We start from the raw sequence: 25,387 nt of genomic DNA on the forward strand, positions 1-25,387 counted from the left end.
TCACGTCAGTCCTTCCGGTGAATCGGGGGTGGGGTACGAGGGGCCTCGCTGGCCCTGATGGGGTACGGAGTGGCCCTGGTGCGGTACGGGATCGGGAACCGGCACGGACCGGCCGCCCTCGATGAACTGCTCCATCCAGTCGCCCGCCTGTTCGGGGGTGCCCGGCGGGGTGGTCGCGACGGGGCCCGCCTCCACCGGCGCGTACTCGTCGCGCCGCGAGCGCCGCTGCGGCAGCCGCTGCACGAGGGCGGCGCGCTCCGGCGCGGGCCGTCGCACGGACTCCTGGACGTACGGGGTCACGGCGTCCGCCGTCGCCTCGGCCACCGGCGGTACGGGCGGGGGCGGTTCGGCGGAGGCGGACGCCGCGGAGAGCGTCGCCGGTTCGGGCGCCCCGGCGGGCTCGCGCCCCTCACGTGCGTCCCGCCCCTCCCACACCGAAGGCGCCGGCTCCGCCGTGACCGTGACCGACCCGGGCGCGGCCTCGGACCCCTCCTCGGCGGAGACCGCGGGCCTCCTGCGGACGAGCGGGACGGCGGCCGTACCGGCGGGGGGAAGCGTCTCCAGTACGTCCCGGGGGACCAGCACGACCGCGCGGACCCCGCCGTACGGGGAGGGCCCGAGGTCGACGTGGAAGCCGTGCCGGTCGGCGAAGCGGCCCACGACCGCGAAACCGGTCTGCGGGATCTCGCCGACCTCGCCCACCCCGAGGAGCCGGCGGCCGGAGACGATCTCGCGCGCCTCGGCCAGCCGGTACTCGTCCATGCCGAGACCGCCGTCGTCCACCTCGACCACCGCGCCGCGCTGCACCGTCCGCACGGTCACCGGCACCGCCGTCCGGGGCGGCGAGTACTCGGTGGCGTTGGCGAGCAGCTCCGCCAGCAGGTGGATCAGCGGCTCCACGATCGACGGGGTGACCCCGAGGTCCGGGTCGCCGGTCACCTGCACCCGCTGGTACGCCACGATCCGGCCCGAGGCGGCACGCACCACGTCCACCATCGCCAACGGCTTCTGCCACTGCTGTCCCGGCCATTCGCCGCAGAGCACCTTGAGGCTCTGCGCGTGCCGGGCCTGCTGGGTCGCCGCGTGGTCCACCCGCATGGTGGTCTCCAGCAGGTCGGCGTCGCCGGGGAAGCGGTCGGCGAGACCGGTGACGGCGGCCTGGATCCGGTGCGCCGAGGTCTGCACCCGGCTCGCCAGCTCCACCAGGGCCAGCCGCTGGGACTCCTCGCGGTGCTGCACCGAACCGGTGACCGAGGAGAGCAGCAGGTCGAACCCGTCGCCCACCGCGCGCCCGAGCTGTTCGCCGCCGTGCAGCGGCGCGGGAATCTCCGAACGGGTGAGGGCCGCGGGCAGCCGTTGGTTGACGAGGTGCTCGACCTCCTCCCTCACCAGCTCGGCCTGGTGCTCGGAGCGTTGCTCGACATGGGTGCGCCAGCCGGTCTCACGGCGCACCGCCTCGGCCTCGCGCTCCCTGGCCTCGTCCAGGAACCGGGCGGCGTCGTGGTCGGCGCGCCGATGCCGGCCGCGCAGCACGGCCAGGGCGGCGAACAGCAGCGCGGCGACCACGCCGTACGCCGCCGCCGCTCCGGCGCTCAGGCGGGCGAGCGGCACCAGCGGTATGGCGAAGGCCACGAGCGCGACCACGAGGGTGGCCGGCCAGAGCCACGGTGAGCTGCCCCGGGGCAGAGAAGGGGGCGCGGGGGAACGTGCCATGGAAAACCTTTGAGTTCGCTGAGAAACGTGGTCCGGCCGAGGTCACCCGGTGGAGGTCACGGGAGGTGAAGAAGGCGGCGCGTGGCCGGTATGACCTGGCGCGGGCCCAGCGGGCGGCGGACGCCGTCGGCCTCACCGTGGTCATGCCAGTTGATCATGAGATGAACTACCTCTTCACCAGACGTTGTTGGGGATCGTATCCCCGTCGGACCGGTTCCGAAGTAACTTAACGAATACGGAGGGTCACGAAAATAAATCGACCGTTACCGACTGATGCCGACAGAAAACGACTGCCGCTGACTGCCACTGCCTCTCTGCGAAGAACCAGGGACGATCGGTTCGGCCATGTGGGTGGCGTCAGCGCTTCATGCGCTCGATCAGCCGCATCTTGTTCGTCACGTCGAGGGCGGCGACCTTGTACGACTCCGCGAGCGTCGGATAGTTGAACACCGCGTCCACCAGGTAGTCGACGGTGCCGCCGCACCCCATCACGGCCTGACCGATGTGGATCAGCTCCGTGGCGCCCGCGCCGAAGCAGTGGACCCCGAGCAGCCGGCGGTCCTCCGGGGACACCAGCAGCTTGAGCATGCCGTGCGCGTCGCCGACTATCTGGCCGCGGGCCAGCTCGCGGTAGCGCGCCACACCGACCTCGAACGGCACGCGCTCCTCGGTCAGTTGATCCTCGGTACGGCCGATGAAGCTGATCTCGGGGATCGTGTAGATGCCGATCGGCTGGAGGTGGTGCATCGGGTTCACGGGCTCCTCGCACGCGTGGTACGCGGCGGCCCTGCCCTGCTCCATCGAGGTCGCGGCCAGCGCCGGGAAGCCGATGACGTCACCGACCGCGTAGATGTGCGGAACGGCCGTACGGTAGTGCTCGTCCACCGGTATCCGGCCGCGCCCGTCGGCGGAGAGCCCCGCCGCGCCGAGATCCAGCGCCTCGGTCAGCCCCTGCCGTCCCGCGGAGTACATCACCGCGTCGGCGGCGATCTTCTTGCCGCTCTCCAGAAGCGTGAGCGTGCCCTCCTCGTGCCGCTCGACCGCCGCGACCGTCTCCCCGAAGCGGAACGTCACGGCGAGATCGCGCAGCCGGTACTTGAGCGCCTCCACCACCTCCGCGTCGCAGAAGTCCAGCATGCCGGCGCGCTGTTCGACCACCGTGATCCTGCTGCCGAGCGCCGCGAACATCGAGCAGTACTCCATGCCGATCACACCGGCACCGACGATCACCATGGACCGGGGAATCCGTTCCAGGTTGAGGACGCTGTCGGAGTCCATGACCGTACGGTCGTCGAACTCCACGCTCGCGGGGCGCGCCGGACGCGTTCCGGTGGCGATCACGAGGTGATCCGCCGTCAGCAGCCGCTCCTGGCCCTCCTCGTCCCGTACGGCGACGGTGTGGTCGTCCACGAACCGGCCGGTGCCGGAGACCAGGGTGACCTGGTTCCTGGCGAGCTGGCTGCGGACGACGTCGACCTCCAGGCCGACGACATGCTGGGTGCGCGCGGTCAGGTCGGCGACGGTGATCTCGTCCTTGAGCCGGTAGCTCTGGCCGTAGAGATCGCGCTGCGTCAGCCCGCTGAGATAGAGCACCGCCTCGCGCAGCGTCTTGGAGGGCACGGTCCCGGTGTGCAGGGACACCCCGCCGACCATGTGGGGCCGGTCCACGACGGCGACCCGGCGACCGAGCTTCGCGGCGGCGATGGCGGCCTTCTGGCCACCCGGACCCGATCCGATGACGAGCATGTCGAAGTCACGCACGGGAGGAGTCTGTCAGCCGGCGGCGCGTCCCGGAAGGGCGTCCCCCGGGCGATCGCTCCGAGGACGCCGCGTCCCGCGGCCACGGGACGCCCGCCTCACGCGACGACGGTGAACAGGCCCCCGTCGGGGTCGCGGAGCGTGGCCTCGTGGCCCGAGTCGGAGACGGCCGGGGGAGCGACGACGCCGCCCCCGGCCGCCGCGGCCGCCGCCGCGGCGTCGGCCACGTCGGCCACCCGGAAGTAGACGTGCCAGCGGGGCCGGATCTGCGGGTCGGGCGCGCTCTCGACGGCCCCGCCGCGCAGCGCGGCGACCGTGTGCGTACCGTCGCGCACCAGCACCTGGTCGTTCTCGTAGTGCACCTCGCAGCTCGGCCGCTCGTCGGAGCCCCAGGTGAGCACCTGCGCGTAGAAGATGGCCGCGGCGAAGGCGTCCCGGGTACGCAGCTCCAGCCGCGCCGGCCCGGCGCCCCGGCCCACGGACCAGCCCACGACCGTCCTGCCCTCCCAGAAGCCGAACACGGCGCCGTCCGGGTCGGCGGCGAGCGTCGCGCGCCCCGTGCTCATGGCGAGAGGACCGACGGCGACGGTCGCACCCCGTTCCCGGATGCGCGCGGCGGCCGTGTCCGCGTCGTCCACGGCGAAGTACGGGGTCCAGGCGACCGCGGCCTGCAGACTCGGGGCCAGCGCCCCGATCCCCCCGACGGCCCGGCCGCCGGACAGCGCCACGGAGAACGCGTCGCCCAGATCCGTGTGGTGGAAGGTCCAGCCGAGGACCGCGCCGTAGAACTCCTGGGCCGCGCGGAGGTCGCGGGCCATCAGACTCACCCAGCAGGGGGCCCCTGTCACGGCACGTGGTGACGCCTGCATGGCTCTGGTCCACTCCGTTCTGGCGGCCTGCGGGAGCGGTCCTCGACGCTCCCGTAGCCATGCTTCACCCGGCCACGGCGCCGCGCATGTCGGCGCCTCAGGAGCGGGAGCGACAGACGCGGAGAAAATCGACCTGGTACGAGAGGGCGGACGTGACCGGGTCGGGCGCCGGGTGGTACCGGCCGGAGGAGACCGACAGATTCACGATCAGCGAGGCCGACCAGTCCCGGCCGACCCCCGTGCCGTCCGCGAAGGCCCGGATCCCGTTGACCCACCAGACCACGGTCCTGGCCCGGAACTCGACCTTCAGCGCCACCCACGCGCCCGGCCGGACCGAGGGATGGGCATAGGCGAGCCCGCCGCCCCTGACATGGTTCGACAGCTCCAGCACCCCCGGGTTGTCGGGGTGGTACTCGAAGACGTCGATCTCGTTCCCGCCGTCCCGCCAGGTCCAGATCGCGGGCCACGCCCCGAGCCCGGTGGGCAGCTTCACCCGGGTCTCCAGGACGTCACCCGTGCGCAGCGTGAATCCGTCGGCGCTGCCCTCCGTGGTGAGCAGACCGGTGTCCCAGTCGCCGTCGGGGCGGCGGGTCGCCCGGAAGACACCGTCGCGGCTGTACTCCGGATCGGTGACGAGATGGTCCAGCTTGTTGTCGCCCGGGTTGGTCGGCCCACCGCCCGGATACGCCCAGGACCGGCCGGCGACCCACTGCCGCGTGGAGGAGAAGTCGGCGGTGAAGCAGGGCGCCCCGGCAGGCCCTGGCGGAGGGCCGGGAGCCGGTACGGTCGGGCGCGGCCAGGGCCTGAGCCGGCCGGCCAGCCACTCCAGAACTGCGGAACCGCGCTGCCCCATGGCGTGCCTCTTCCCCGGACGGGATCGCGCTCACGGACACGGAACGGCCCACGACCGCGCTGACCCGCCATGCTAGGAAGACAGGGGCAGGGCCCGCGGGGAACCTGCCACGCGGGCCCGGGCGACCTTCAGTTCGGACACTGCCCCCAACGGGGAGGACCGTCCCTCCATCGCCGGACGGTCCCCGGCGGCGTCCCGTTCAGGCCGACGCCGGGGGCGGCACGGCGGCCTGGACGGCTGGCTGGACCCCCGGCGGCACGGAGCGCTGCGCCGCCCCCGGGTCCCCGGCGGAGCCGTTGATCTTCTCGATCGCCTGCCGGGCGTGCTCACCGGGGGTACGGGCCGTCAGCGACGACACCGTGGAGGCCGGTCCGGCGACCGGCCAGTCCTGCGCGGGCTTCGCGTGACCCGCGGCGGCCCGGGTGCGCAGCCGGTGGCTCGCGGCCTCGTCCAGGCTGACGGGACGCTTCATCTGGGCGGCCAGCCGACTGGCCTCCTGCCCCAGCGAGGCGACGTCCTCCCACCCCAGCCGGACCACCAGACGGAGTTCGGCCTCTCCGTCGGGCAGTGCGCGGAGGGAGGTGTTGACGGGGTCATTCATGGACTGAATCCTCTGGGTCTCGGAACGGAACCCTGGCGGAGAGGGCCGCACGCGCGGGCGCGGGTGCTGCAGAGTCATACGGGCCGCCGCCACGGGGTGTTCACCCCGGTGGCCGATTCCGGCCGTTCGCCGGATCCACCGCCGCGGTCGGCGCCCTTCCCCGTACGAGCAGCAGCACGGAGGCCACCGCGGCGAGGGCGCACCACGTGGAGACGTACTCCAGGCGCCACAGCGCCGCGCAGACGGCCGCGCCGAGCGCCACCACCACACCCAGCAGCCGCACCCACCGGTCTCCGCCGAGCAGCAGGGCGCCGACCGTGGCGACCAGATAGCCCACGACGAGCGGCACGGCGTACGGCAGGTCGATCACGTACCCGACCGTGTGGCCGCGGATCTCGGCGGTCACCGTACGGCGCGTGAGGACGAGGCCGAGGACCCCCGCCGTGGTGAGCCCGACGGCCAGCGGAACCGCCAGCCGGCGCCGGGCCCCGGGCGGGGCGGCGAGCAGCACGGCGAGCGGCACCCACACGGCCAGCAGGGGCAGGGCGACGACGGCCCAGGCCAGCGTCGCGGGGCCGGAGCCCCCGCCGGCCCGCCACACGGCCGCCTCGACGACCTGGTGCGCCCCCAGGATCAGCGGCAGCGCGGCGAGCGGCAGCTCACGGGCCGCGCGCACGCGGGCCACACAGGCCACCCCGATCGCGGTGATCGCGGTGCCCGCCACGAGGTCGGCCGTCGCGCTCCAGCACATGACGCTTTCCAAAATAGGTGCGGATGTACGGAAGGGCTCCCGACCGCCGGATACGCCGCCACCGCTGTCCGGGCGAATTTCTGCCGCACCTGCGCGAGGAAATCTGTGCCAGCGAAAGTAGACATGGGTTCCGGACTCGGTCTAGGGTTCCGTCGGAGCCGAGCGACGGAAGACGAGGTACGCGTGAGCCCGGGACCCCCACCGAGTGCCACCGACCGCTTCGAAGACGACGACTACCCCGCCTACACGATGGGCCGCGCCGCGGCGATGATCGGCGCCACTCCCGCGTTCCTCCGGGCCATCGGCGAGGCGGACCTGATCACCCCCCTGCGCTCCGAGGGCGGGCACCGCCGCTACTCGCGCGGTCAGCTCCGTATCGCCGCCCGGGTCAGGGAGCTGGTCGACCAGGGCACCCCGATCGACGCCGCCTGCCGGATCGTCACCCTGGAGGACCGGCTCGACGAGGCGCTGCGGATCAACGAGGAGCTGCGCGGGCGCCCCGCCGACCGGGGCGGTGCGGACGATTCCTGAATATCTGTGGCCGCCGCTGCAGAAATAATCCTGATGCCCGGTGAATATTTGTGGTGCGACCGGCGGAGTGATAAATGCCGCCGGTGCCGGACGCTCACTCCGTGCTAGTGTTGATCTCAGTTGCGGTTGTGGTTCCCAAAGACTTCAAGTGCTCTTACCGGCTTTATGTGCCGGTGGGTGCGCTTTTGTATTTCCGGAGATTTTCCGGACGGGGTAATCATCGCGGCGACGTGGGGTGCGCACAGTGCGAACCCCCGGGCATTGCCCCGAAGGAGATCAAACATGGCCAGTGGCACCGTCAAGTGGTTCAACGCGGAAAAGGGTTTCGGATTCATCGAGCAGGACGGTGGCGGCGCTGACGTCTTCGCCCACTACTCGAACATCGCCACCCAGGGCTTCCGCGAGCTGCAGGAGGGCCAGAAGGTGAACTTCGACGTCACGCAGGGCCAGAAGGGCCCGCAGGCCGAGAACATCGTTCCCGCCTGACGTTGAACGCCTGACGTAGCTGGGGCCCGCATCCAAGGGTGCGGGCCCCAGCTACGTTTCATTTATCCGGCTCGTTCTTGCGATTCTCCGCGCGGTTTTCCTGCCGGGAATTCTCGATAACGTGCCCATCGAGAAAGGTTCTGAATGAACCGCGCACCGCGCACGAACGACCGTTACTCCCGTACCCGTTCGGGTGGCCCCGCCGCCGGGCGGGGCGGCCGCTTCGGGGGCCAGCCCGCAGGCCGCTCCGGATCCCAGGGCCGCTCCGGCGCCCCCGGCCGCTCCGGTGGCTACGGACGGCGCCCCTCGGCGCCGAAGGGGGAGTTCGCGCTCCCCGTGACCATCACCCCGGCGCTGCCCCCGGTGACCGCCTTCGGCGAGCTGGACCTGCCCGCCGAGGTACTGAAGACGCTCACCGGACAGGGCGTCACCGAGCCGTTCCCGATCCAGGCGGCCACCCTGCCCAACTCGCTGGCGGGCCGCGACGTACTGGGCCGGGGCCGCACCGGATCCGGCAAGACCCTCGCCTTCGGCCTCGCCCTGCTCGCCCGTACCGCCGGACAGCGGGCCCAGCCGCGCGAGCCGCTGGCCCTGATCCTCGTCCCCACCCGGGAACTGGCCCAGCAGGTCACCGACGCGCTCACCCCGTACGCCCGGTCGCTGCGGCTGCGGACGGCGACCGTCGTCGGCGGCATGTCGATCGGCCGGCAGGCCAGCGCGCTGCGCGGCGGCGCCGAGATCGTCGTGGCCACGCCCGGACGGCTCAAGGACCTCATCGAGCGCGGCGACTGCCGGCTCGGCCGGGTCGCGATCACCGTGCTGGACGAGGCCGACCAGATGGCCGACATGGGCTTCATGCCGCAGGTCACGGAGTTGCTGGACCAGGTGCGCACCGAGGGCCAGCGGATGCTGTTCTCGGCCACCCTGGACCGTAACGTCGACCTGCTGGTCCGCCGCTACCTGCACGACCCGGTCGTCCACTCGGTCGACCCGTCCGCCGGCGCCGTCACCACGATGGAACACCACGTGCTGCACGTGCACGGCGCCGACAAGTACGCCACCACCACGGAGATCGCCGCCCGCGAGGGCCGGGTGCTGATGTTCCTGGACACCAAGCACGCCGTCGACCGGCTGACCGAGCACCTGCTGAACAGCGGTGTACGCGCCGCCGCGCTGCACGGCGGCAAGTCCCAGCCCCAGCGCACCCGCACCCTCGCGCAGTTCAAGGCCGGCCATGTCACGGTGCTGGTGGCCACCAACGTCGCCGCCCGCGGTATCCATGTCGACAACCTCGACCTCGTCGTCAACGTCGACCCGCCCAGCGACCACAAGGACTACCTGCACCGCGGCGGCCGTACGGCCCGCGCGGGGGAGTCCGGCAGCGTCGTCACCCTGGTGCTGCCGGGGCAGCGCCGTGAGATGACCCGGCTGATGGCCGACGCGGGCATCACCCCGCAGACCACCCAGGTCCGCTCCGGCGAGGCCGAGCTGCACCGGATCACCGGCGCCCAGGCACCCTCGGGCGTCCCCGTCACCATCAGCGCGCCGGCCTCCGACCGTCCGCAGCGCGGCGGCTCCGCGTCGCGCGCCCGGGCCCGGGGCCGTTCGCCGCAGTCGCGCCGTAACGCCGAGCAGTCCGCGGCCCGCGCCGCCGCCGCGCAGCGCCGGGCCCCCCGGGACAACGCCGCCTGACGGAGCGCGGAGCGCGGCCGCTCCGGCACGGGAAGGGCCCCGGTACCCATCAGGTACCGGGGCCCTTCCCCTGTGTCATGGTCGGACGGAGGCTCGGTGGGGCACCGCGCTGGCGGCTCAGCCGTCGGAGTAGCTGACGTCCCCCACCGTCCAGGCGCTGACGTCCTTGATGGAGATGCGGTACATGCCACCGGTCTCCGGGATGCCCAGGGTTCCCTGGAGGATCCGGGCCACATGGAAGTGCAGATGGGTGGGCGGCTCGCTGCGCGTACGCGGGCGGGCACCCCGGCCGGGGGAGACGAAGATGGCGGCGAACGGTCCCAGACGCTCGGAGTCCTCCAGGACCTCCGCCACGCGCTCCCGCCATACGGCTTCGGGTGCCAGGCGGCCCGTGAGGACGGCGCCCTGGACGACCACGGTGAGGGACATCTGATTGCTTTGCTCGGACTCCACGGTGGTGGCGATGTCAACAAGCAGATGATCAGGCTTCGACATGGGCGCCGACTCTACTACGCGGACGGCCGCCCACGGGGGCGCTCCGGTCAGTCCTGGGCGGCCGGTCCCAGCAGCGCCGACGCCGTCTCCAGCGGGCTGAGGGGCGCCGGCGCCACGGGCGCGGGAACGGCCTGGCAGGTGAAGCCGAGCCGGGTCAGCGCGCGCGTCACCTCGAAGGCGGTGAAGTCACGGCGGTCCTGCCGGGTGATCACCTCGCCCACCTGCTTGACGGGGTAGCTGCGACGGCCGATGACCACGGATTCGCCGGTGATCGGCTCGGGCTTGATGCCCTTCATCGCCTGCTGCACCTCGCTCTTGGTCAGTTCGAAGGGAAAGCGGGCGATGACGCAGCGCATAATGCCTCAGGGGGGAAGAAGGAGAAATGCGGGAAAGCTCAGCATCCCACACGTCCTCACGGCCGGGAACCGGGATATCCACGCCGGGCCGGGACGAAAGCCCTTGCCCGTTCGCCGTGCGGACGCGCCCGCGTCACGGCAGCCTCCCCGGCGCGAAGGTGACCCGCGACAGGTGGTAGTACGCCGCGACACACCGGGCCGGCCAGGGCTTGTGCCGGCGGCCGCCAAAAGGTTCGCCCATCCCGCTGATCGACACGGGGTGGTACGGCAGGACCCGCGCGCCCCGCGCCACGTGCTCCCGCAGCCACCGGTCCTGGTGGTCCCACCGCTCCGCCCGTACGCGCAGGTCCTGGCCCAGATCACCGACGGGGACGGCCAGTCCGGCACAGCACGCGGCGCAGACCGCCGCGCCGGCCGCGGCCACCGCGCCCGTACGCCACCCGGCGCGCCGCAGCGCGCGCCCCAGGAGGGCGCCGGCGCCCGTCAACACCAGGACGTACAGCAGGAGATAGTCGTTCCAGGTCCGCGCGGCGCGTGCCACGGCCTCGCCGAAGAGCGGATAGGTGAGGACTGTGCAGAGGTAGCCGGAGACGACGACCGCCAGGGCGCCGACGGCCAGCAGGAAGGCGGGACGGCAGGGCAGCAGCACCGAAGGGTGCCCGGACCGGTTGCGCAGGAGCAGCCCGAGGAGCAGACCGGCCGCGACGGCCCCCACGTACTGCCATGTCGTCAGGACCGTGCCCAGGATGTCCAGGAAGCCGTGGAACGACTCCGCCAGCGCCGTGGGCGAGAACAGGTCGCCGGTCCTGGCCCCGTACCGCTCACGCCGCTGCCGTGACCCCGGGGAGGTGACCAGCACGAGCAGGCCGGTCGCCACGCCCGCGAGCCCGGTCAGGCACCAGGCGCGCGCATAGGACCGTACGCGCGGGACGAAGAGCCTCCGGTGCACCAGCAGTCCGGCGGCGAGCGCCACCAGGGTGACCGCCGAGGTCTCCTCGGAGAGCGTGCCGAGGAAAGCGCCGGTGGCGAACACGGCGGCCAGGGCGGCGCGCCGGCCCCTGCGCGAGCGGGCCCACGCGAGCGGGATCACCGCGGCGCAGGCCAGCACCGGCGCCACGGTGTGCGAGACGGAGGAGGCGGGCCAGTAGAACGTCTTGTAGATGTTGAGCGTCGGGAAGAGGAAGACCACGGCCGTCATGGCCGCCACGAGCAGCGGGACACCGCGCGGCGCCGTACACCCGGCCAGACGCAGCACCGTACGGAGCGCGCCCCACAGGAGCGCCAGTATGACGGCGGCGCTGACGGCGGCGAACCACTGGTGGCCCGCGATGCCGGGCTTCGCGTACAGCCCGACCAGTACGCCGTTGCCGAGCCGCCCGTTGTCCGTGCCGTAGAACTTCCCGATCAGTCCCATGACTCCGTGGTCACGCACCTGGGGGAGGAAGCACCAGTCGTCCGCGCTGGGGCGGACATGGCGGCCGAGCCAGGCCGCCATGGCCAGGAGGGCGAGGGGCAGCGCCGCGAGCGCGGGCGGTCCGTACGCCGTCCACCCGCGTACGGACCGCCCGTTCGCCCCCTCGGGCCCGGGGACGGATCGCTCGGCGGGCTCTCCGGGGAGGGTGACGCCGGGTGCGCCCGTGGCCATGCGCACCACCGCCTTTCGGGGCTGTAGGGGAGCGGGAACGATGCCGTGCCGTCCAGGGGACTTTCGAAACACGCCTTAGAGGGCGGCCCTGTTCCTCGGTCCGACACCCGTACGGGACTGCTCACCGATACGGGACTGTTCCGTTTCGCGGACCACGTAATGCGGACGGTGTTTCGCCTCGTGGTAGATCCGGCCCACGTATTCGCCGATGATGCCGAGCGTCGCGAGCTGGATTCCGCTGAGCGCAACGACGGAGGTGATCAGCGTGGTGTAACCGGGCGCGTCCACCCCGTTCAGCGCCACATTCGCGATGATCCACAGGGCGTATCCCAGCGCGGAGAGGAAGAGCCACAGCCCGGTGTGGATCGCCAGCCGCAGAGGGCGGCTGTTGAAGGAGAGCAGCCCGTCGATTCCGTAGTTGAGCAGATTCCGCCCGCCCCATTTCGACTTTCCGGCGGCCCGCCGCACATTCCGGTAGGTGAAGCTCGCCGTGTCGAAGCCGATCCACGAGAAGATCCCCTTGGAGAACCGGTTGGACTCGGGCAGCGAGAGCACACTGTCCACCGCGCGGCGCGAGAGCAGCCGGAAGTCACCCGCCCCGTCGACGACTTCGACCTCCATGCAGCGGCGCACCAGCCGGTAGTAGGCGAGGCTGAGCGCGGTGCGCAGGGCGCCCTCGCCCGCGCGGTCGCGCTGGGCGACGACCTGGTCGTAGCCGTGGCGGTGCAGGTCCAGCATCCGGGGGACGAGGTCGGGAGGGTGCTGGAGGTCGGCGTCCATCAGGACCACCGCGTCGCCCCGGGACATCCGCAGCCCCGCGAGCATGGCCGCCTCCTTGCCGAAGTTGCGGCTGAAGGAGGTGTAGCGGACCCGGGGGTCGGCGCCGGCGAGTCCGCTCAGCAGCAGCCTGGTCCCGTCGGTGCTGCCGTCGTCCACGTAACAGATCTCGAAGGTCTGCCGGGTCGGTTCGAGGGCGGCGAGCAGAGCGCTGTGAAAAGACCCGAGCACTTCGCTCTCGTTGAAACACGGTACGACAATGGAAACCTGAAGCATGGTCATCCCACTTCACATGGCTGATTCGGCAGGCGCGCCCGGGAAGGGCGGGGCGGAGGAATCAGCCGGATATGCTGCCGTGGAAAGCGTGGGAATTCACCGTGCGCTACCCGGCTTTCCGGTCGCCGGAATGCTGTCGCCGCATCGTGCCCACGCCGCTTCCTCCGGTCCGTTCCGTATGTCCGTTGCCGGTGGCAACCATAGGATTAATCTATCTTCAGCTCAATGGGACATGCCGGACGGCGCGGAGCTTTCGCACCGCGCCGTCCCGGGAAGCCGTACCGCATTCCGTCAGGTCGGTGTCTCCGGTGTCTCCCGTATCTTCCGCGGGGCGGGGAGGTGGATCGCGGTGACCACCAGGCCGCGCCCCGCGATCCAGCGGCCGGGGAATTCCCCGACCCGCCGGCCACCGACCAGCGGGCCCGGCACCAGCAGTTCGGCGCGGAAGGTCCGTTCGACCGGGTCGATGTCGATCCGCGCCTCGGAGAAGTCCAGTTCGATCCCGGTGAGCGGGTACCAGACCTTGAAGACGCTCTCCTTGGCGCTGAAGAGCATCCGGTCCCAGCTCGTCCCCGGGTGTTGTTCCGTCAGAAACTTGATCCGCTCCGTCTCGTCGGGCAGCCCGATGAGGTCCAGCACCCCGTCCGGCAGCGGCGCGTCAGGCTCCGCGTCGATGCCCACCGACGCCGTCCCGTCCGCCCGCGCCACGGCGGCGGCGCGGTACCCGTCGCAGTGCGTCATGCTGCCGACGATCCCGTCGGGCCACCGGGGCGCGCCCCGGGGGCCCGGCAGCAGCGGTACGGGTGGCTGTCCGATCCGCAGCAGCGCGCGGCGGGCCAGCAGCCGTACGGTCGTGAACTCCCGCTGCCGTTTCGGCACGGCTCTCGCGACCCGCTCCGTCTCCTGCGGGTACATCAGCTCGCCGGGCCCCGGCCCGGGGTCGTCGTACGCCGCCTCGCAGGCGACCGCGGCGGGCAGTACGTCCTCGATCACCACGCGTTCCGGTTGTCCGGGACGGGCAGGATCTCCCGCAGCGGGATCCTCGGCGGCCGTTTGCGCCACTCGCGCGGATAGCCGACCGAGACCTCCTCGAAGCGCACCCCGTCGTGCCAGGTGACCCGGGGGATGTGCAGATGGCCGTAGACGACGGCGGCGGCGCGGAACCGCGTGTGCCAGTCGGCGGTCCGCTCGGTGCCGCACCACTGCGCGAACTCCGGGTGGTGCAGGATGCGGGTGGGGTCCCGTACCAGCGGGAAGTGGTTGACGAGGATCGTTCGCAGCCCGGGATCGACGGCGGACAGCCGCCGCTCGGTCTCCTCGACACGTGCCCAGCACCACGCGTCCCTGCCCGGATACGGGTCCGGGTGCAGGAAGTACTCGTCGGTGCAGACGACGCCCGCCTCGTGGGCCACGCGCAGCGAATCCTCCGTGGTGGAGGTGCCAGGGGCCCGGAACGAGTAGTCGTAGAGCACGAACAGCGGTGCGACGGCGACCGGGCCGCCCGCGCCGCGCCACACCGGGTACGGGTCCTCGGGCGTCGCGATGCCCAACTCCCCGCACAGCTCGACCAGACGCAGATAGCGCTTCTCGCCGCGCAGATCACACGGGTCCTGCGGGTGCGTCCACAGCTCGTGATTGCCGGGCGCCCACACCACCTTGGCGAACCGCTCGCTGAGCAGCCGCAGGGCCCAGGCCACATCGGCGTACTTCTCGGCCACATCGCCCGCGACGATCAGCCAGTCCTCGTCGGAGTCCGGGCGCATGTCCTCGACCAGCGCGCGGTTCTCCTCGTACACGACGTGCAGATCGCTGACGGCCAGGAGTTTTCCGTCGGGCACAGTGCTGTCCTTCCGGGTCGGGCTCGAACGCCGGTCGGGCGCCGGTGTGTTCACCCTTCGAGATTACGGGGAAGCCTGCCCAGAAGTGCGCGATCTCAGGCGCCCGATGCCCTGTCCCCCGTCCCTGGCCCCCGCCCCGGCCGGTGCTCCGCCGGGGCGAGGGGCGGGCCGATCGGCCCTGCTGACGGGCGGCGTACGCCCACAGTAGAGTGACGACGGCCCGGCCCCGCCGGGTGGCCCGGACCGTACGGTCCGTCCCCAGGTACCAGGAGGAGTGCGACACGATGGCGACGTCCACCGAGGAGAGCCTCTGGATCCGGTGCTTCCATCCGGCACCGGAGAGCCCGGGACAACTCTTCTGTTTTCCCCACGCGGGCGGCTCGGCCTCCTTCTACTTCCCGGTCTCCGCGCAACTCTCGTCCGTGACCGAGGTGTTCTCGGTGCAGTACCCGGGACGCCAGGACCGGCGCAAGGAGACCAGCCCCGATGACATCGGGGTGATGGCCGACCGGATCTACGCCGCGGTCCGCGAGCAGCTCAGCGCCCGGCCGACGACGTTCTTCGGGCACAGCATGGGCGCCGTCCTCGCCTTCGAGGTCGCACGGCGCTTCGAGGCCGACGGCGGCGAGATCTCCCGCCTCTTCGCCTCGGGACGGCGCGCCCCGTCGCGCCACCGGGACGAGGACGTGCACCGGCGCAGCGACGACGGGATCGTCGCCGAGCTGAAGTCGATGTCCGGGACGAACACGGCGCTGCTCGGGGACGAGGAGATACTCCGGATGATCCTGCCGGCCATACGCAGTGACTACCGGGCCATCGAGACATACCGGTGCGAACCGGGTATCACGCTCCGTGCCCCCATCTCCGCTCTCACCGGCGACAGCGATCCGAAGACCACACTGGAGGAGGCCGGGGACTGGCGCGGCCACACCACGGGCGGCTTCGACCTGAAGGTGTTCCCCGGCGGTCACTTCTATCTCAGCGCGCAGGCACCCGCGGTGCTCGCGGCGCTGCGGGAACACCTGACGTCCGTCTCCTGAACCGCTGGGCCGGGCCTGCGCGCCGGTACGCGCGGGCCCGGCCCGGACCGGTGGCCGCAAGCCGCCACCGGTCCGTCCAGGGGGCGTGGACGGGCGGACACCGGGTGTGACGCGGTGACCGTCAGGTGGTGGACGCCTGGTACAGACCGCGCCCGGCCCGATGGGCGCGCGAGGTGCCGACCAGCCGGTCGAGGGTGCTCCGTACCGCGTTGATGCTGCCGGGCGTACCGTCGCGCCCCAACTGCGCCGCCACATCACGGGCGCGCACCGGGTCGCCGCCCGCCGCGGCGAGGATGGCCAGGATCTGGTCCGTCAGTCCGGCGCCCTGCTGGTCCTCGGTGGTGGGAGCCGTCTTCTTCGCGGCGGCCTTCGTGGACTTGGCCGGTGAGGTCTTCTTCGCCGGGCGGCGCTTGGTCTCCTTCGGCGCCTTGGCGGCCGTCCCCGCCTTCGCCTTGGCCTCCGAACCGGCCGCGGCCTTCGTGGCCTTGGCGGCACCGCGCGTCTTCGCGCGGGCGGGGGCGGCGGTCTTCTCGGCGGGGGCCTGCTCCTCGGGAGCCTCCTCGACGGCGGTCTCCTCGATGGTGGCCTCATCGGCCGGCGCCGCCTCCGGCGCGGTCCGCTGGGCCACCAGTCGCGGCGCCGGCTCCGGCTCCACCGGCGCGGCCACCGGTGCCACCGCTTCGGCCGCCTCCTGGGCGGGGGAGAGCGCCTGGAGCGCGCCCAGTGCGGTACGCACCGACTCCAACCGCTCGGTGACCGTGGCCAGTTCCTTCTCCAGCGCCTGCTGGTGTGATTCCAACTGAGGGAGTTCCGAGCGGAGAAGCGCCGTGGTCGCCTCGATGGTGCCCGGTGTACGGGATGTGGATGTCATGGTGTCGCCCTCTCGTCCTGGCCGCCGCCGTTGCCCCCGTCGGCCGCCTCATGGGTGCAGCCTAGGCCCTGTGGTGTGTCGTGTTGTGGCGGGAACGTGTGAACGGTCTTCACTCATTTCTTCGGACGGCCCGAACTCGCCCTGTGCGCAGGCTAGTTCACGGACCCCTCGTCACACGGCCGCTGCCGGGCAACCGCAGGTGACAGCGCCGGTGGTGGGACCGGTGGGAGGTGTGTGGCGCGTTGTCGAGGCGAACGGCCGCGCGGACGGACATCTGCCCGTAACGGAACAGCGGCTCGAACGGTCAGGTGTGCTGTTACGGTCGGAGAGGTGCGGTCGTCGCTGCCCGCCGGTCCGCTCACCCGCCCCCGACCGGTCGCCCAGGAGACTTGTGATCGCCTTCCTCCCGCGCCGTCCCCGCTTCGCACGCCGTGCGGTGCCCGCCTGGCTCAGCCACCCGCTGGGCTGGCGCTCCGGCCCCGTTCCGCGGGCAGCCGTGGTCCGCGGCGCGCTGAGCGCCGGCCCGCTGCTCGCGCTCGGTGTGCTGACCGGCGAGGTCGGCCCGGGCGTTCTCGCCGCGCTCGGCGCGATGCTCGCCGGTGTCAACGACCGGCCCGGCACCCGCCGCACCGGAGTCGTCCACATCGGTCTGCCCGCCGCCGGAGCCTTCGGAGTGCTGTGCGGCGGTCTGCTCGCGGACACCGGCGGGCGGTGGGCCGCCGTGCCCGCCCTCTTCGTGGTGGGCTGGCTCTCCGGCGCGCTGAGCGTCGCCGGTCCGGTGTGGTCGGCCGCCGCGATGCAACTGCTCGTCACCGCGTCCATCGGAGCCGGGATGCCGCTGGCGGGCCCCGCCTGGCTCAAGGCGTCCTGCTACCTCGGCGGCGCCGCCTGGCTGCTGCTCCTGCGCTTCCTCCTGCGCGCCCCCAGCCGGCGCCGCGGCGCCCGGTGGGACGGCGAGCGGGAGGCCGTCGCCGCCGTCTTCGACGCGCTCGCCGACGTGCTGCGCGCCGTGGGCGGTCCCGACGCAGGGGCCGCCAGGCGCCGGCTGACCGCCGCGCAGCAGCGCGCGGACGAGTCGGTGCGCCTGATGCGGCTGCTGTCCTGGCCGGCCAGGACGGGCGGCTCGGCCGCGGCGCACCGGATCGTCACCCGCTTCGGCGCGGCGACCGCGCTGTGCGAGGCAGGGATAGCGCTGCTCTGGGAAGGCAGGCCGCTGCCCGCGCAGGTGGCGGAGGGCCCCCGCAGGCTGGCCGCGGCCGTACGCGCGGACGGAGCGCCCGGCGCGCTGCCGAGCCCGGCCTCCGACACCGTTCAGCGCAGTGCGTTCGACCGGGCGCTGCTGGACGCGGCGATCGCCTTCGACCGTACGGAGCCGGACGCCGAGCCCCCGCCGTACGCGACGACTCCCGTCCCGCCCCGCACACCGCGCACCGTCCGCCGGCTGCTGGGCCGTGTGTTCGCGCCCGCGCGGCGGGAGAACGGGCTGCGGGTGGCGCTGTGCGTCGCGGCGAGCACCGCCGTCGCCCTGAGCCTGCACCAGGACCACTGGTACTGGCTGCCCGCCACCGCCGCCTTCCTGGTCAAGCCCGACCTGGGACCGCTCTTCTCCCGGGTGGTGAACCGTGTCGCGGGCACCGCCGCGGGCGTGCTGGTCTTCATCCTGCTCACGGCGGCGACCGCGGGCCTCGGCGGCCCCTGGTGGGTGATCGCCGTGGTGGTGACCGGCGGGGCGCTGATCCCGGTGGCCACACGCCACTTCGGCTTCCAGACCGCCGTCGTCACCCTGCTCGTCCTGTCGTTCCTCTACGCGGCGGGGGACACCGAGGCGACCGTGGCGCGACTGCTGGACACCGCGCTCGCCTGCGCCATCGTGCTGCTCGTCGGGCACCTGCCGCACCTCACCGATCCGCGGCTGCGGGTCGGGCACCGCTTCGCGGTCGCGCTGCGCTGCACGGAGCGGTACCTGAGCCACGTACTGGACACACCGCCCGCCGACGACACGCCCCGGGCCACGGGGGCGCCGTACGGAACGGGGACACCGGCGCCGACGGGCGGCGACGCCGCCGGTGTCGCGCTGCGGCACGCCGCCTACCGCGCGCTCGCCGAGGCGCGGGCCGTTGCGGAGACGGCCGCCGCCGAGCTGCCGGGACCGCACCGTACCCACCGCCACGACTGGCTGGCGGTGGTGGCGCGTACGGAGCGGATCGTGGAGGCCGCGACCGTCTGCGCGGTACGGGTCGAGCAGGGCGTGCCGGCGCCGTCGGCCGCCGAGGCGCGGGAGGTCACCGAGGCGCTGGCCGCGATGGCCGACGCGCTGGAGGAGGGCCGCCCGCTGGCCGCCGCGGCCCTGCCGCCGGTCCCGAGCCGGTGCCGGTCCCTGGGGGACGTGATGACCCACCTCCACGGGATCCAGGCGCTGACCACGGCGGCCTGACCACGCCCTAAGGGGTCTTGCGGCGGGTGAGCGGCCGTTCGATCAGCCGGTACGAGGCGAGGGCCGCCACGAAACTGGCCGCCACCGTCGCGAGCCCCTGCCAGGCACCGAGGCCCAGGTCCGACATGAGCCGGGCCAGCGGATAGTGCCACAGATAGAGGCCGTAGCTGAGATTGCGTCCGATCCACACCAGCGGCGCCAGCGAGAGCGACCGGGACAGCCAGGTGTCGGGACGCAGCTCCAGCGCCGCGACCAGCGTCGCCGACAGGACGCCCGTCACCAGGAACCCGGTGGTGTACCAGGGCACGGTCCAGGCGGTGGCGCCGGTCATCGGCACCTGCCAGACGATCAGGGCGAGCAGCCCCAACGCGGGCCAGGCCAGCCGTCCCGCCCACCGCCCCAGCGCCGCGAGCCGCGGATCGCCCGCGGGCAGCAGGGCGACCAGTACGGCCAGCAGCGCGCCCGCGAGAAGCTGGTCGGCCCGGGTGTCCATGCCGTTGTAGATACGGTGTGCGGCGGTCGGATTCCACAGCACAACGCGCCACACCAGGGGCAGCAGACACACGACAGCGGTGCAGATCAGCACGGTACGGGCCCGGAAGCGGCGCAGGAGCAGCAGCAGGAGCGGCGGCCAGAAGAGGTAGAACTGCTCCTCGACACCGAGCGACCAGGTGTGCGACAGCAGGGAGGTGTCACTGGAGTAGACGCCGGGCTGGGAGGCCCTGACGATGTTGATGAGGAAGGTGGCGGCCAGCACGATCGCCGCCCACGCGCCGTCGAACGAGGGCAGCTCGGTGGTCAGCGCCAGTACGGCGCAGAACGCGCAGACGGCGAGCAGCGCCGGGACCAGCCGCAGCCAGCGCCGCCAGTAGAACGACCGCATCGCGACGTCGCCCGTCCTGGCGAACTCGGCGAGCAGCAGCCGGGTGATCACGAATCCGCTGATGGTGAAGAAGACATCCACCCCGAGCGCCCCGCCGGGCAGCAGATCGGGAGCGAGGTGGTAGACCATGACCAGCACCACGGCCAGCGCCCGCAGTCCGTCCACCCCGCGCACCCGGCCGCCCCGGCGCAGCGCTCCAGGGAAGCCGCGCCCGCCCCGGTCGGGCGCGCCGTTCGCCCGTACCGGAATGAGCCCCAGCGCGAGCACCGACGGCGCGCCGCCGTGACCGGTGCGCCGGGGCAGCTCCAGCGTGCCGCCGCCGGATCCGGCAGGTCTGTGCCGCGCCCGCTCCTCGGCGGCTCCGTCCGCTCGGCCCGTGCGCGTCGCTGTCTCGGTAGGTGTGCTGTCCATCCCGTGCCCGTGCCCGGAAAGTGAACGGCCACGCGGTTGTTCATCGAAATCTCATGAACGCGCGGCCGTTCGGGGGACGGAGGCTACGTGAGGGGAGCGGCGAACAGCGGGACGACCTTCTCCAGCGCGTACGCCACCGAGAGCACCGAGTCCGTCGCGAACGCGTTGCTGAGCGTGTCGTTGTCGAGCATCACCGAGCGGCCCGCCTTGACGGAGGGAACGGCCTGGTAGAGCGGGTCGTCGGTGATCTTCTTCGCGTCCACGCCGATGGGTGCCATCACCGTGAGGTCGGCGTCCAGCAGATCCAGGTTCTCGCGGCTGACGGGGATGGAGAACGACGCGCCGGCCTTGGCGTCGACGGCCGGGTTGTTCTTGAAACCGAGTCGTTCGACGAAGTCGACGCGGCCGGTGCCGTGGACGTACGCGCCGAACTCGGCGGCGGTCCGGGAGCCGAGGGTGATCGTCTTGCCCTTGAACTCGGGGTGGGCGGCGGCGGAGTCCTGGAACTTGCGCTCGGTCTCGGCGATGAGCCGCTCGCCCTTCTCGGGGATACCGAGCGCCGTGGAGATCATCTCGGTCTGCTTGCTCCACGAGATCTTGTACTGGTCGCCGCCCTTCGGTACCCCGATGGTCGGGGCGATCTTGCTCAGGGTGTCGTAACGCCCCTGGTCCCCACTGGACTTGGTGTCCAGGATGAGATCGGGCTGGAGCGCCGCGATCTTCTCGAACTGGGGCTCCAGCGTGCCGATGATCTGCGGGCTCTTCTTGTAGAGGCCCTTCGCCCAGGGGCCGACGCCGTCGCCGCCGAACGCCAGCCAGTCGCTGGCCCCGACGGGCTGCACCCCGAGCGCCAGGGCGGCCTCGGCGTCGCCCCAGCCCAGCGCCACGATGCGCTGGGGGCGCTCGGTGACGGTGACGTCGCCGAACTTGGTCGCGACCTTGGCGGGGAAGGCTCCGTCGCCCTTGGCGGACGAGGAGCCGCCGGAGGTGTCGTCGGACGAGGAGGAACCGCAGGCGGCCAGCGCTCCGACGAGCACCACGGTCAGAGCGGCCGACAGGGCGCCGGGAGCCGACCGCGACCGGCGTCTCGGGGCAGTATGAAGATTCTTTCGAAATGACATGAAATTAGGTTAGCCTAACCTCAGATTATTCCGTACGGGCGGGGGCCGACCGTTCTACCGCCGGTTCCCCGGCGGATTCCCCGGCGATGTGGTGACGGCCCATCGGGACGATCATCGGCGTCAGCGAGGCCGGGTCCTCGGCGACGGAACAGCGCATCCCGAACACCTCGGTCACCAACTCCGCCGACACGATGTCCGCGGGCGCCCCCTCCGCCACGATCCGCCCGTCCTTCATGGCGATGAGATGGTCGGCGTACCGGCAGGCCAGGTTCAGATCGTGCAGCACCACCGCGATGGTCGAGCCGTACGACCGGTTCAGATCGGTCAGCAGATCCAGCACGTCGAGCTGGTGGCTGATGTCGAGGAACGTCGTCGGCTCGTCCAGCAGCAGGATGTCCGTACGCTGCGACAGCGCCATGGCGATCCACACCCGCTGCCGCTGACCGCCCGAGAGTTCGTCCACCGGCCGCGACGCCAGCTCCAGCACGTCCGTCGCCAGCAGCGCCTGCGCCACCGCCGTGTCGTCCTCGGCCGTCCAGCGCCGGAACCACCCCTGGTGCGGATAGCGGCCCCGGCCCACCAGATCGCTCACCGTGATGCCGTCGGGGGCCACCGGGCTCTGCGGCAGGATCCCCAGCACCGAGGCGACCTCCTTGGTGGGCATCGCCTGGATGTCCTTCCCGTCGAGCAGCACACGTCCCGCGGTGGGCGCCAGGAGCCGGGCCATCGAGCGCAGCAGTGTCGACTTCCCGCAGGCGTTCGGGCCGACGATCATCGTGATCCGGCCCGGCGGTATGTCGACGCTCAGCCCGGCGACGACCTCACGCCCGTCGTACCCGAGACGGACGTCCCGCGCCTGGAGTGTGTGCTCCGCACTCATGTGCAGATCCTTCCCTCGTGTCACTCAGCCGCCCCTGCCCGCCCGGTTGGCGCGGGCCAGGAGCCACAGCAGATAGGGCGCGCCGATCACACCCGTCACCACACCCACCGGGAACTGGGTGGAACCCAGCAGATGCTGCGCGGCGAAATCCGCGACCAGCACGATCAGCGACCCGGTCAGCGCGGCGGGCAGCAGGGCGGCGCCCCGGCGCGGGACCAGCCGGCGGGCGATCGGCGCGGAGACGAACGCCACGAACGCCACCGGGCCCGCCGCGGCGGTCGCCACCCCGGCCAGCGCCACCGCGCAGACGATCAGCGCCAGCCGGGCGCGCTCCACCCGGGTGCCGAGCCCCACCGCGGTCTCGTCGCCCAGTTGCAGGGTACGGAGGGGGCGCGCGGCGAGGAACGTCGGTGGTACGAGGAGCGCCAGGGCCACGACGAGCGGCCAGAGCTGGTTCCAGGAACGGCCGTTGAGGCTGCCCGTCAGCCACGCGAGGGCGTTCTGCGCCTCGGACAGGTTCGAACTCGTCAGCAGGTGCGAGATCATGCTGGACAGCGCCGCGCCGATCCCGATGCCGACCAGGACGAGCCGGTACCCGGCGACGCCGCCGCGCCACGCGAGCGCGTAGATCGCCGCCGCGGTCACCAGCGCGCCCAGCAGGGCACTGGCGGAGAGAACGAAACCACTGGCACCGAAGGCCACGCTGGCCAGCACCCCGGCCGCGCCCGCCCCCGAACTGATCCCGATCACATCGGGACTGGCCAGCGGGTTGCGCAGCAGCGTCTGGAACACCGCGCCCGAGAGCCCGAAGGCCGCCCCGACCAGCAGGCCGATCAGCGCGCGCGGCAGCCGCAGTTCGACGATCACGAACCGGGCGCCCCCGTTCCCGCCACCGGCCAGCGTCGCGACGACCTCGTCCAGCGGGACGAACAGGTCGCCGACGGCCAGCGACACGCACAGCGCGGCCAGTACGGCGACGGCCAGCGTCCCGCAGACCACGGCGGACCGGGTCCTCCCGGAGCGCCGCGCCCGTACGACATCGGCGACGGCGGCGGTCAGCCGCGCGTCCGGCCGCTCCCCGGAACGGCCGTCGGAACGGCGGTCGGAACGGCCGCCGGAAGGGCCGTCCGGCACGGTCGGGCTCTCGACGGCTCCAGCGGTCAGGTCCTTCACAGCTCCACCAGATGACGACGGCGCACCAGGATCACGAAGGGGACGGCCCCGACGACCGCGGTCACGATCCCCACCTGCACCTCACCGGGCCGGGCGATCACCCGCCCCACGATGTCGGAGACCAGCATCAGCACGGGCGCCAGCAGCGCGCTGTACGGGAGGATCCAGCGGTAGTCGGGTCCGGTGAACATCCGGGCCGCGTGCGGTACGACCAGGCCGACGAAGCCGATGGGACCGACGACCGCGGTGGCCGTACCGCACAGCAGCATCACCGTCGCCGCCGACACCAGCCGCGCCGCACCCACCCGCTGTCCCAGCGCCCGCGCGATGTCGTCGCCCAGCGACAGGGCGTTGAGCCGCGGCCCCTGCGCCAGCGCGAGCACCACACCCACCGCGATGAACGGGAGGGCCTGCCAGAGCAGTTCGGCGTCCCGGCCGGCGAGCGAGCCGACCTTCCAGAACCGGAACCGGTCGAATACCTGACGATCCGTCAGGAGGATGGCGGTGGTCACCGATCCCAGAATGGCGGTGGTCGCCGCCCCGGCCAGCGCCAGCTTCACCGGTGTGGCGCCGTCCCGGCCCAGCGAGCCGACGCTGTAGACCAGTACGGTCGCGGCGAACGCGCCCAGGAGCGCGAACCAGATGTACGCGGAGGGCGAGCCGAGGCCGAGCAGGCCGATCGCGCCCACCACCGCCACCGAGGCACCGGCGTTGACACCGAGAATGCCCGGGTCGGCCAGTGGGTTACGCGCCACGCCCTGCATGACCGCCCCGGCGAGCCCCAGCGCGACGCCCGTCATCAGCCCGGCGACGGTACGCGGAACGCGCTCCTCCCAGATGATGAGCTGCCCCTTGTCGGACAGATCCCGGTCGAACAGGACCCCCAGCACATCGCCGGTCGCGGCATCGCCGGAACCGAACGCGAGGCTCGCCCAGACCGCCAGCGCCAGCAGCCCCGCGGTCACCAGCAGGCCGGTTCCGAGGAGCGGACGGCCCCTGCGCGCGCCGGGGCCCGCGCGGTCGGCGGGCTCATCGGCGGGCGGGGCGGCGGAGCCGGGCCCGGTCCGGGGCCCGGAGTGTGCCCTCACGCTGCGTGGACCTTCGCGCGGAGCGTCCCACCGTGCATCTGGCATGCCCTCACTGTGCTGCTCCGGGCACGGCCGACCGCACCGCGGAAGCTGGTCAGTTCATAAAGTAAGGTGAGCCTAACATTACCGAACGGCTGTCCTGCCCCGTCCCGCCCGGCCCGTACACGGGAGAAGAACCATGCCCCACCCCGCGACGACGGAACCCGGACCGCTCCCCTTCGACCGGCTCGACGACGACCGGTCGGCCGACCGCGCGGACCACCGCGAACTGCGGTCCGCCGACGAACTGCGCGCCCTGCTCGGCACCCCGCCCCCGATCGTGATCGACAAGGTCAGGGACCGGCTGATCCGCGAGGACCTGGAGCTGCTGGCGCGCTCGCCGTTCTGCCTGCTCTCCACCTCCGACGGCCGGGGCAACTGCGACGCCTCACCGCGCGGCGACGTCCCGGGCTTCGTCCGCGCCCTGGACTCCCGCACCCTGGTCCTGCCGGACCGGCCGGGCAACCGGCGGGCCGACAGCTTCCACAACATCCTGGAGAACCGGCACGTCGGCCTGGTCCATCTCGTGCCCGGCGGCACGGAGGTGCTGCGCGTCAACGGGCGGGCGCGCATCCTCACCGACGCGCCGTTCTTCGACGGGATGACCCTGAAGGGCCAACGCCCGCTGCTCGCCCTGCTGGTGGAGATCGACGAGATCTTCCGGCACTGCCCGGCCGCGCTGCACCGCTCCGGTCTCTGGCGCCCGGAGACCTGGCCGCAGGAGTGACAGCGCGGCCGTGCGCCCACCGCGCGGTGGCGGTCGTGCGCCCACCGTGCGGTGGCGGACCGGGCCCCTCCGCACGGTC

The 25,387-nt window shown here is 72.4% G+C and carries 24 protein-coding genes; 6 read left to right on the forward strand and 18 right to left on the reverse strand.

Features of this window, described 5'->3' with window-relative positions; translation table 11 throughout:
* The 6 genes from ACIO3P_RS26855 to ACIO3P_RS26880 all read right to left on the reverse strand — a co-directional run bounded on the left by ACIO3P_RS26855 (window position 1) and on the right by ACIO3P_RS26880 (window position 6,545).
* A complete protein-coding gene (locus ACIO3P_RS26855) occupies window positions 1–1,713 on the reverse strand; it encodes an ATP-binding protein (RefSeq protein WP_329825303.1) in 1,713 nt (570 codons plus the stop codon).
* Between the two features lie 357 nt (window positions 1,714–2,070).
* Window positions 2,071–3,459: a Si-specific NAD(P)(+) transhydrogenase gene (gene sthA / locus ACIO3P_RS26860; RefSeq protein ID WP_401854027.1), complete on the reverse strand. Its 1,389-nt coding sequence runs from the start codon at window positions 3,457–3,459 to the stop codon at window positions 2,071–2,073.
* Window positions 3,460–3,569: 110 nt separating this feature from the next.
* Window positions 3,570–4,289 (reverse strand): VOC family protein, encoded by a 720-nt coding sequence (locus ACIO3P_RS26865; RefSeq protein ID WP_329825305.1) that lies wholly within the window; start codon window positions 4,287–4,289, stop codon window positions 3,570–3,572.
* Window positions 4,290–4,437: 148 nt separating this feature from the next.
* Window positions 4,438–5,193 (reverse strand): beta-glucanase, encoded by a 756-nt coding sequence (locus ACIO3P_RS26870; protein ID WP_329825306.1) that lies wholly within the window; start codon window positions 5,191–5,193, stop codon window positions 4,438–4,440.
* A gap of 199 nt (window positions 5,194–5,392) precedes the next feature.
* The gene (locus tag ACIO3P_RS26875; protein ID WP_401853708.1) at window positions 5,393–5,794 is read right to left on the reverse strand and encodes a hypothetical protein; all 402 of its coding nucleotides are present in this window, start codon (window positions 5,792–5,794) and stop codon (window positions 5,393–5,395) included.
* Window positions 5,795–5,894: 100 nt separating this feature from the next.
* Window positions 5,895–6,545 carry a DUF6629 family protein gene (locus tag ACIO3P_RS26880; RefSeq protein ID WP_329825308.1) on the reverse strand — a complete coding sequence of 217 codons (651 nt, stop codon included), beginning with the start codon at window positions 6,543–6,545 and terminating at the stop codon, window positions 5,895–5,897.
* A 183-nt stretch (window positions 6,546–6,728) separates the two neighbouring features.
* Here ACIO3P_RS26880 and ACIO3P_RS26885 point away from each other — a divergent pair, with 183 nt between their 5' ends.
* The 3 genes from ACIO3P_RS26885 (at window position 6,729) to ACIO3P_RS26895 (ending at window position 9,254) form a co-directional block, all read left to right on the forward strand.
* On the forward strand, window positions 6,729–7,076 hold the full coding sequence (locus tag ACIO3P_RS26885) for a MerR family transcriptional regulator (RefSeq protein WP_329825309.1): 348 nt from the start codon (window positions 6,729–6,731) through the stop codon (window positions 7,074–7,076).
* Window positions 7,077–7,358: 282 nt separating this feature from the next.
* Window positions 7,359–7,562, forward strand: coding sequence for a cold-shock protein (locus ACIO3P_RS26890; RefSeq protein WP_030228921.1), 204 nt, complete (start codon window positions 7,359–7,361; stop codon window positions 7,560–7,562).
* Between the two features lie 144 nt (window positions 7,563–7,706).
* A complete protein-coding gene (locus ACIO3P_RS26895; protein WP_401853705.1) occupies window positions 7,707–9,254 on the forward strand; it encodes a DEAD/DEAH box helicase in 1,548 nt (515 codons plus the stop codon).
* A 117-nt stretch (window positions 9,255–9,371) separates the two neighbouring features.
* Here the strand turns inward: ACIO3P_RS26895 and ACIO3P_RS26900 are convergent, their stop codons facing one another.
* The 6 genes from ACIO3P_RS26900 to ACIO3P_RS26925 all read right to left on the reverse strand — a co-directional run bounded on the left by ACIO3P_RS26900 (window position 9,372) and on the right by ACIO3P_RS26925 (window position 14,641).
* Window positions 9,372–9,749: a hypothetical protein gene (locus tag ACIO3P_RS26900; RefSeq protein ID WP_329825311.1), complete on the reverse strand. Its 378-nt coding sequence runs from the start codon at window positions 9,747–9,749 to the stop codon at window positions 9,372–9,374.
* 47 nt (window positions 9,750–9,796) lie between these two features.
* On the reverse strand, window positions 9,797–10,105 hold the full coding sequence (locus tag ACIO3P_RS26905; RefSeq protein ID WP_329825312.1) for an SCO5918 family protein: 309 nt from the start codon (window positions 10,103–10,105) through the stop codon (window positions 9,797–9,799).
* Between the two features lie 133 nt (window positions 10,106–10,238).
* Window positions 10,239–11,750 carry a DUF6056 family protein gene (locus ACIO3P_RS26910; RefSeq protein WP_401853703.1) on the reverse strand — a complete coding sequence of 504 codons (1,512 nt, stop codon included), beginning with the start codon at window positions 11,748–11,750 and terminating at the stop codon, window positions 10,239–10,241.
* A gap of 75 nt (window positions 11,751–11,825) precedes the next feature.
* Window positions 11,826–12,809, reverse strand: a complete 984-nt coding sequence (locus ACIO3P_RS26915; protein WP_401790652.1) for a glycosyltransferase family 2 protein — start codon at window positions 12,807–12,809, stop codon at window positions 11,826–11,828.
* 285 nt (window positions 12,810–13,094) lie between these two features.
* The gene (locus ACIO3P_RS26920; RefSeq protein WP_401853698.1) at window positions 13,095–13,796 is read right to left on the reverse strand and encodes a 4'-phosphopantetheinyl transferase; all 702 of its coding nucleotides are present in this window, start codon (window positions 13,794–13,796) and stop codon (window positions 13,095–13,097) included.
* Entirely contained in the window at window positions 13,793–14,641 is an 849-nt protein-coding gene (locus tag ACIO3P_RS26925) for a metallophosphoesterase (RefSeq protein WP_329825316.1), read from the reverse strand. Before ACIO3P_RS26925 ends, ACIO3P_RS26920 begins: the two co-directional genes overlap by 4 nt.
* Window positions 14,642–14,925: 284 nt before the next feature.
* Here ACIO3P_RS26925 and ACIO3P_RS26930 point away from each other — a divergent pair, with 284 nt between their 5' ends.
* Window positions 14,926–15,681, forward strand: coding sequence for a thioesterase II family protein (locus ACIO3P_RS26930; RefSeq protein WP_401853695.1), 756 nt, complete (start codon window positions 14,926–14,928; stop codon window positions 15,679–15,681).
* A gap of 121 nt (window positions 15,682–15,802) precedes the next feature.
* Here the strand turns inward: ACIO3P_RS26930 and ACIO3P_RS26935 are convergent, their stop codons facing one another.
* Window positions 15,803–16,552 carry a hypothetical protein gene (locus tag ACIO3P_RS26935; RefSeq protein WP_401853693.1) on the reverse strand — a complete coding sequence of 250 codons (750 nt, stop codon included), beginning with the start codon at window positions 16,550–16,552 and terminating at the stop codon, window positions 15,803–15,805.
* Between the two features lie 391 nt (window positions 16,553–16,943).
* On the opposite strand from ACIO3P_RS26935, the gene ACIO3P_RS26940 reads away from it, so the two are divergent.
* Window positions 16,944–18,986 carry an FUSC family protein gene (locus ACIO3P_RS26940; RefSeq protein WP_401853692.1) on the forward strand — a complete coding sequence of 681 codons (2,043 nt, stop codon included), beginning with the start codon at window positions 16,944–16,946 and terminating at the stop codon, window positions 18,984–18,986.
* 7 nt (window positions 18,987–18,993) lie between these two features.
* On the opposite strand, the gene ACIO3P_RS26945 is transcribed toward ACIO3P_RS26940, so the two are convergent.
* The 5 genes from ACIO3P_RS26945 to ACIO3P_RS26965 all read right to left on the reverse strand — a co-directional run bounded on the left by ACIO3P_RS26945 (window position 18,994) and on the right by ACIO3P_RS26965 (window position 24,587).
* Window positions 18,994–20,280: an acyltransferase gene (locus tag ACIO3P_RS26945; RefSeq protein ID WP_329825320.1), complete on the reverse strand. Its 1,287-nt coding sequence runs from the start codon at window positions 20,278–20,280 to the stop codon at window positions 18,994–18,996.
* 83 nt (window positions 20,281–20,363) lie between these two features.
* Window positions 20,364–21,401: an iron-siderophore ABC transporter substrate-binding protein gene (locus ACIO3P_RS26950; protein WP_401853689.1), complete on the reverse strand. Its 1,038-nt coding sequence runs from the start codon at window positions 21,399–21,401 to the stop codon at window positions 20,364–20,366.
* Between the two features lie 25 nt (window positions 21,402–21,426).
* The gene (locus ACIO3P_RS26955; RefSeq protein WP_401853687.1) at window positions 21,427–22,281 is read right to left on the reverse strand and encodes an ABC transporter ATP-binding protein; all 855 of its coding nucleotides are present in this window, start codon (window positions 22,279–22,281) and stop codon (window positions 21,427–21,429) included.
* Window positions 22,282–22,305: 24 nt separating this feature from the next.
* Window positions 22,306–23,340 (reverse strand): iron chelate uptake ABC transporter family permease subunit, encoded by a 1,035-nt coding sequence (locus ACIO3P_RS26960; RefSeq protein ID WP_329825399.1) that lies wholly within the window; start codon window positions 23,338–23,340, stop codon window positions 22,306–22,308.
* 110 nt (window positions 23,341–23,450) lie between these two features.
* Complete coding sequence (locus ACIO3P_RS26965) at window positions 23,451–24,587, reverse strand: FecCD family ABC transporter permease (RefSeq protein ID WP_401853685.1); 1,137 nt, start codon at window positions 24,585–24,587, stop codon at window positions 23,451–23,453.
* 133 nt (window positions 24,588–24,720) lie between these two features.
* On the opposite strand from ACIO3P_RS26965, the gene ACIO3P_RS26970 reads away from it, so the two are divergent.
* Window positions 24,721–25,308 carry an MSMEG_1061 family FMN-dependent PPOX-type flavoprotein gene (locus ACIO3P_RS26970; RefSeq protein ID WP_401853683.1) on the forward strand — a complete coding sequence of 196 codons (588 nt, stop codon included), beginning with the start codon at window positions 24,721–24,723 and terminating at the stop codon, window positions 25,306–25,308.
* Window positions 25,309–25,387: the final 79 nt, after the last annotated feature.

Source organism: Streptomyces sp. NPDC087310 (assembly GCF_044744405.1).
Lineage (GTDB): Bacteria > Actinomycetota > Actinomycetes > Streptomycetales > Streptomycetaceae > Streptomyces.

Bases quoted from the DNA above. Each gene is read 5' to 3' on its own strand.
- ACIO3P_RS26855 (WP_329825303.1), bottom strand. From the start codon at position 1,713: ATGGCACGTTCCCCCGCGCCCCCTTCTCTGCCCCGGGGCAGCTCACCG.
- sthA (WP_401854027.1), bottom strand. From the start codon at position 3,459: ATGCTCGTCATCGGATCGGGTCCGGGTGGCCAGAAGGCCGCCATCGCC.
- ACIO3P_RS26865 (WP_329825305.1), bottom strand. From the start codon at position 4,289: ATGGCCCGCGACCTCCGCGCGGCCCAGGAGTTCTACGGCGCGGTCCTC.
- ACIO3P_RS26870 (WP_329825306.1), bottom strand. From the start codon at position 5,193: ATGGGGCAGCGCGGTTCCGCAGTTCTGGAGTGGCTGGCCGGCCGGCTC.
- ACIO3P_RS26875 (WP_401853708.1), bottom strand. From the start codon at position 5,794: ATGAATGACCCCGTCAACACCTCCCTCCGCGCACTGCCCGACGGAGAG.
- ACIO3P_RS26880 (WP_329825308.1), bottom strand. From the start codon at position 6,545: ATGTGCTGGAGCGCGACGGCCGACCTCGTGGCGGGCACCGCGATCACC.
- ACIO3P_RS26890 (WP_030228921.1), top strand. From the start codon at position 7,359: ATGGCCAGTGGCACCGTCAAGTGGTTCAACGCGGAAAAGGGTTTCGGA.
- ACIO3P_RS26895 (WP_401853705.1), top strand. From the start codon at position 7,707: ATGAACCGCGCACCGCGCACGAACGACCGTTACTCCCGTACCCGTTCG.
- ACIO3P_RS26900 (WP_329825311.1), bottom strand. From the start codon at position 9,749: ATGTCGAAGCCTGATCATCTGCTTGTTGACATCGCCACCACCGTGGAG.
- ACIO3P_RS26905 (WP_329825312.1), bottom strand. From the start codon at position 10,105: ATGCGCTGCGTCATCGCCCGCTTTCCCTTCGAACTGACCAAGAGCGAG.
- ACIO3P_RS26910 (WP_401853703.1), bottom strand. From the start codon at position 11,750: ATGGCCACGGGCGCACCCGGCGTCACCCTCCCCGGAGAGCCCGCCGAG.
- ACIO3P_RS26915 (WP_401790652.1), bottom strand. From the start codon at position 12,809: ATGACCATGCTTCAGGTTTCCATTGTCGTACCGTGTTTCAACGAGAGC.
- ACIO3P_RS26930 (WP_401853695.1), top strand. From the start codon at position 14,926: ATGGCGACGTCCACCGAGGAGAGCCTCTGGATCCGGTGCTTCCATCCG.
- ACIO3P_RS26935 (WP_401853693.1), bottom strand. From the start codon at position 16,552: ATGACATCCACATCCCGTACACCGGGCACCATCGAGGCGACCACGGCG.
- ACIO3P_RS26945 (WP_329825320.1), bottom strand. From the start codon at position 20,280: ATGGACAGCACACCTACCGAGACAGCGACGCGCACGGGCCGAGCGGAC.
- ACIO3P_RS26950 (WP_401853689.1), bottom strand. From the start codon at position 21,401: ATGTCATTTCGAAAGAATCTTCATACTGCCCCGAGACGCCGGTCGCGG.
- ACIO3P_RS26955 (WP_401853687.1), bottom strand. From the start codon at position 22,281: ATGAGTGCGGAGCACACACTCCAGGCGCGGGACGTCCGTCTCGGGTAC.
- ACIO3P_RS26965 (WP_401853685.1), bottom strand. From the start codon at position 24,587: ATGCCAGATGCACGGTGGGACGCTCCGCGCGAAGGTCCACGCAGCGTG.
- ACIO3P_RS26970 (WP_401853683.1), top strand. From the start codon at position 24,721: ATGCCCCACCCCGCGACGACGGAACCCGGACCGCTCCCCTTCGACCGG.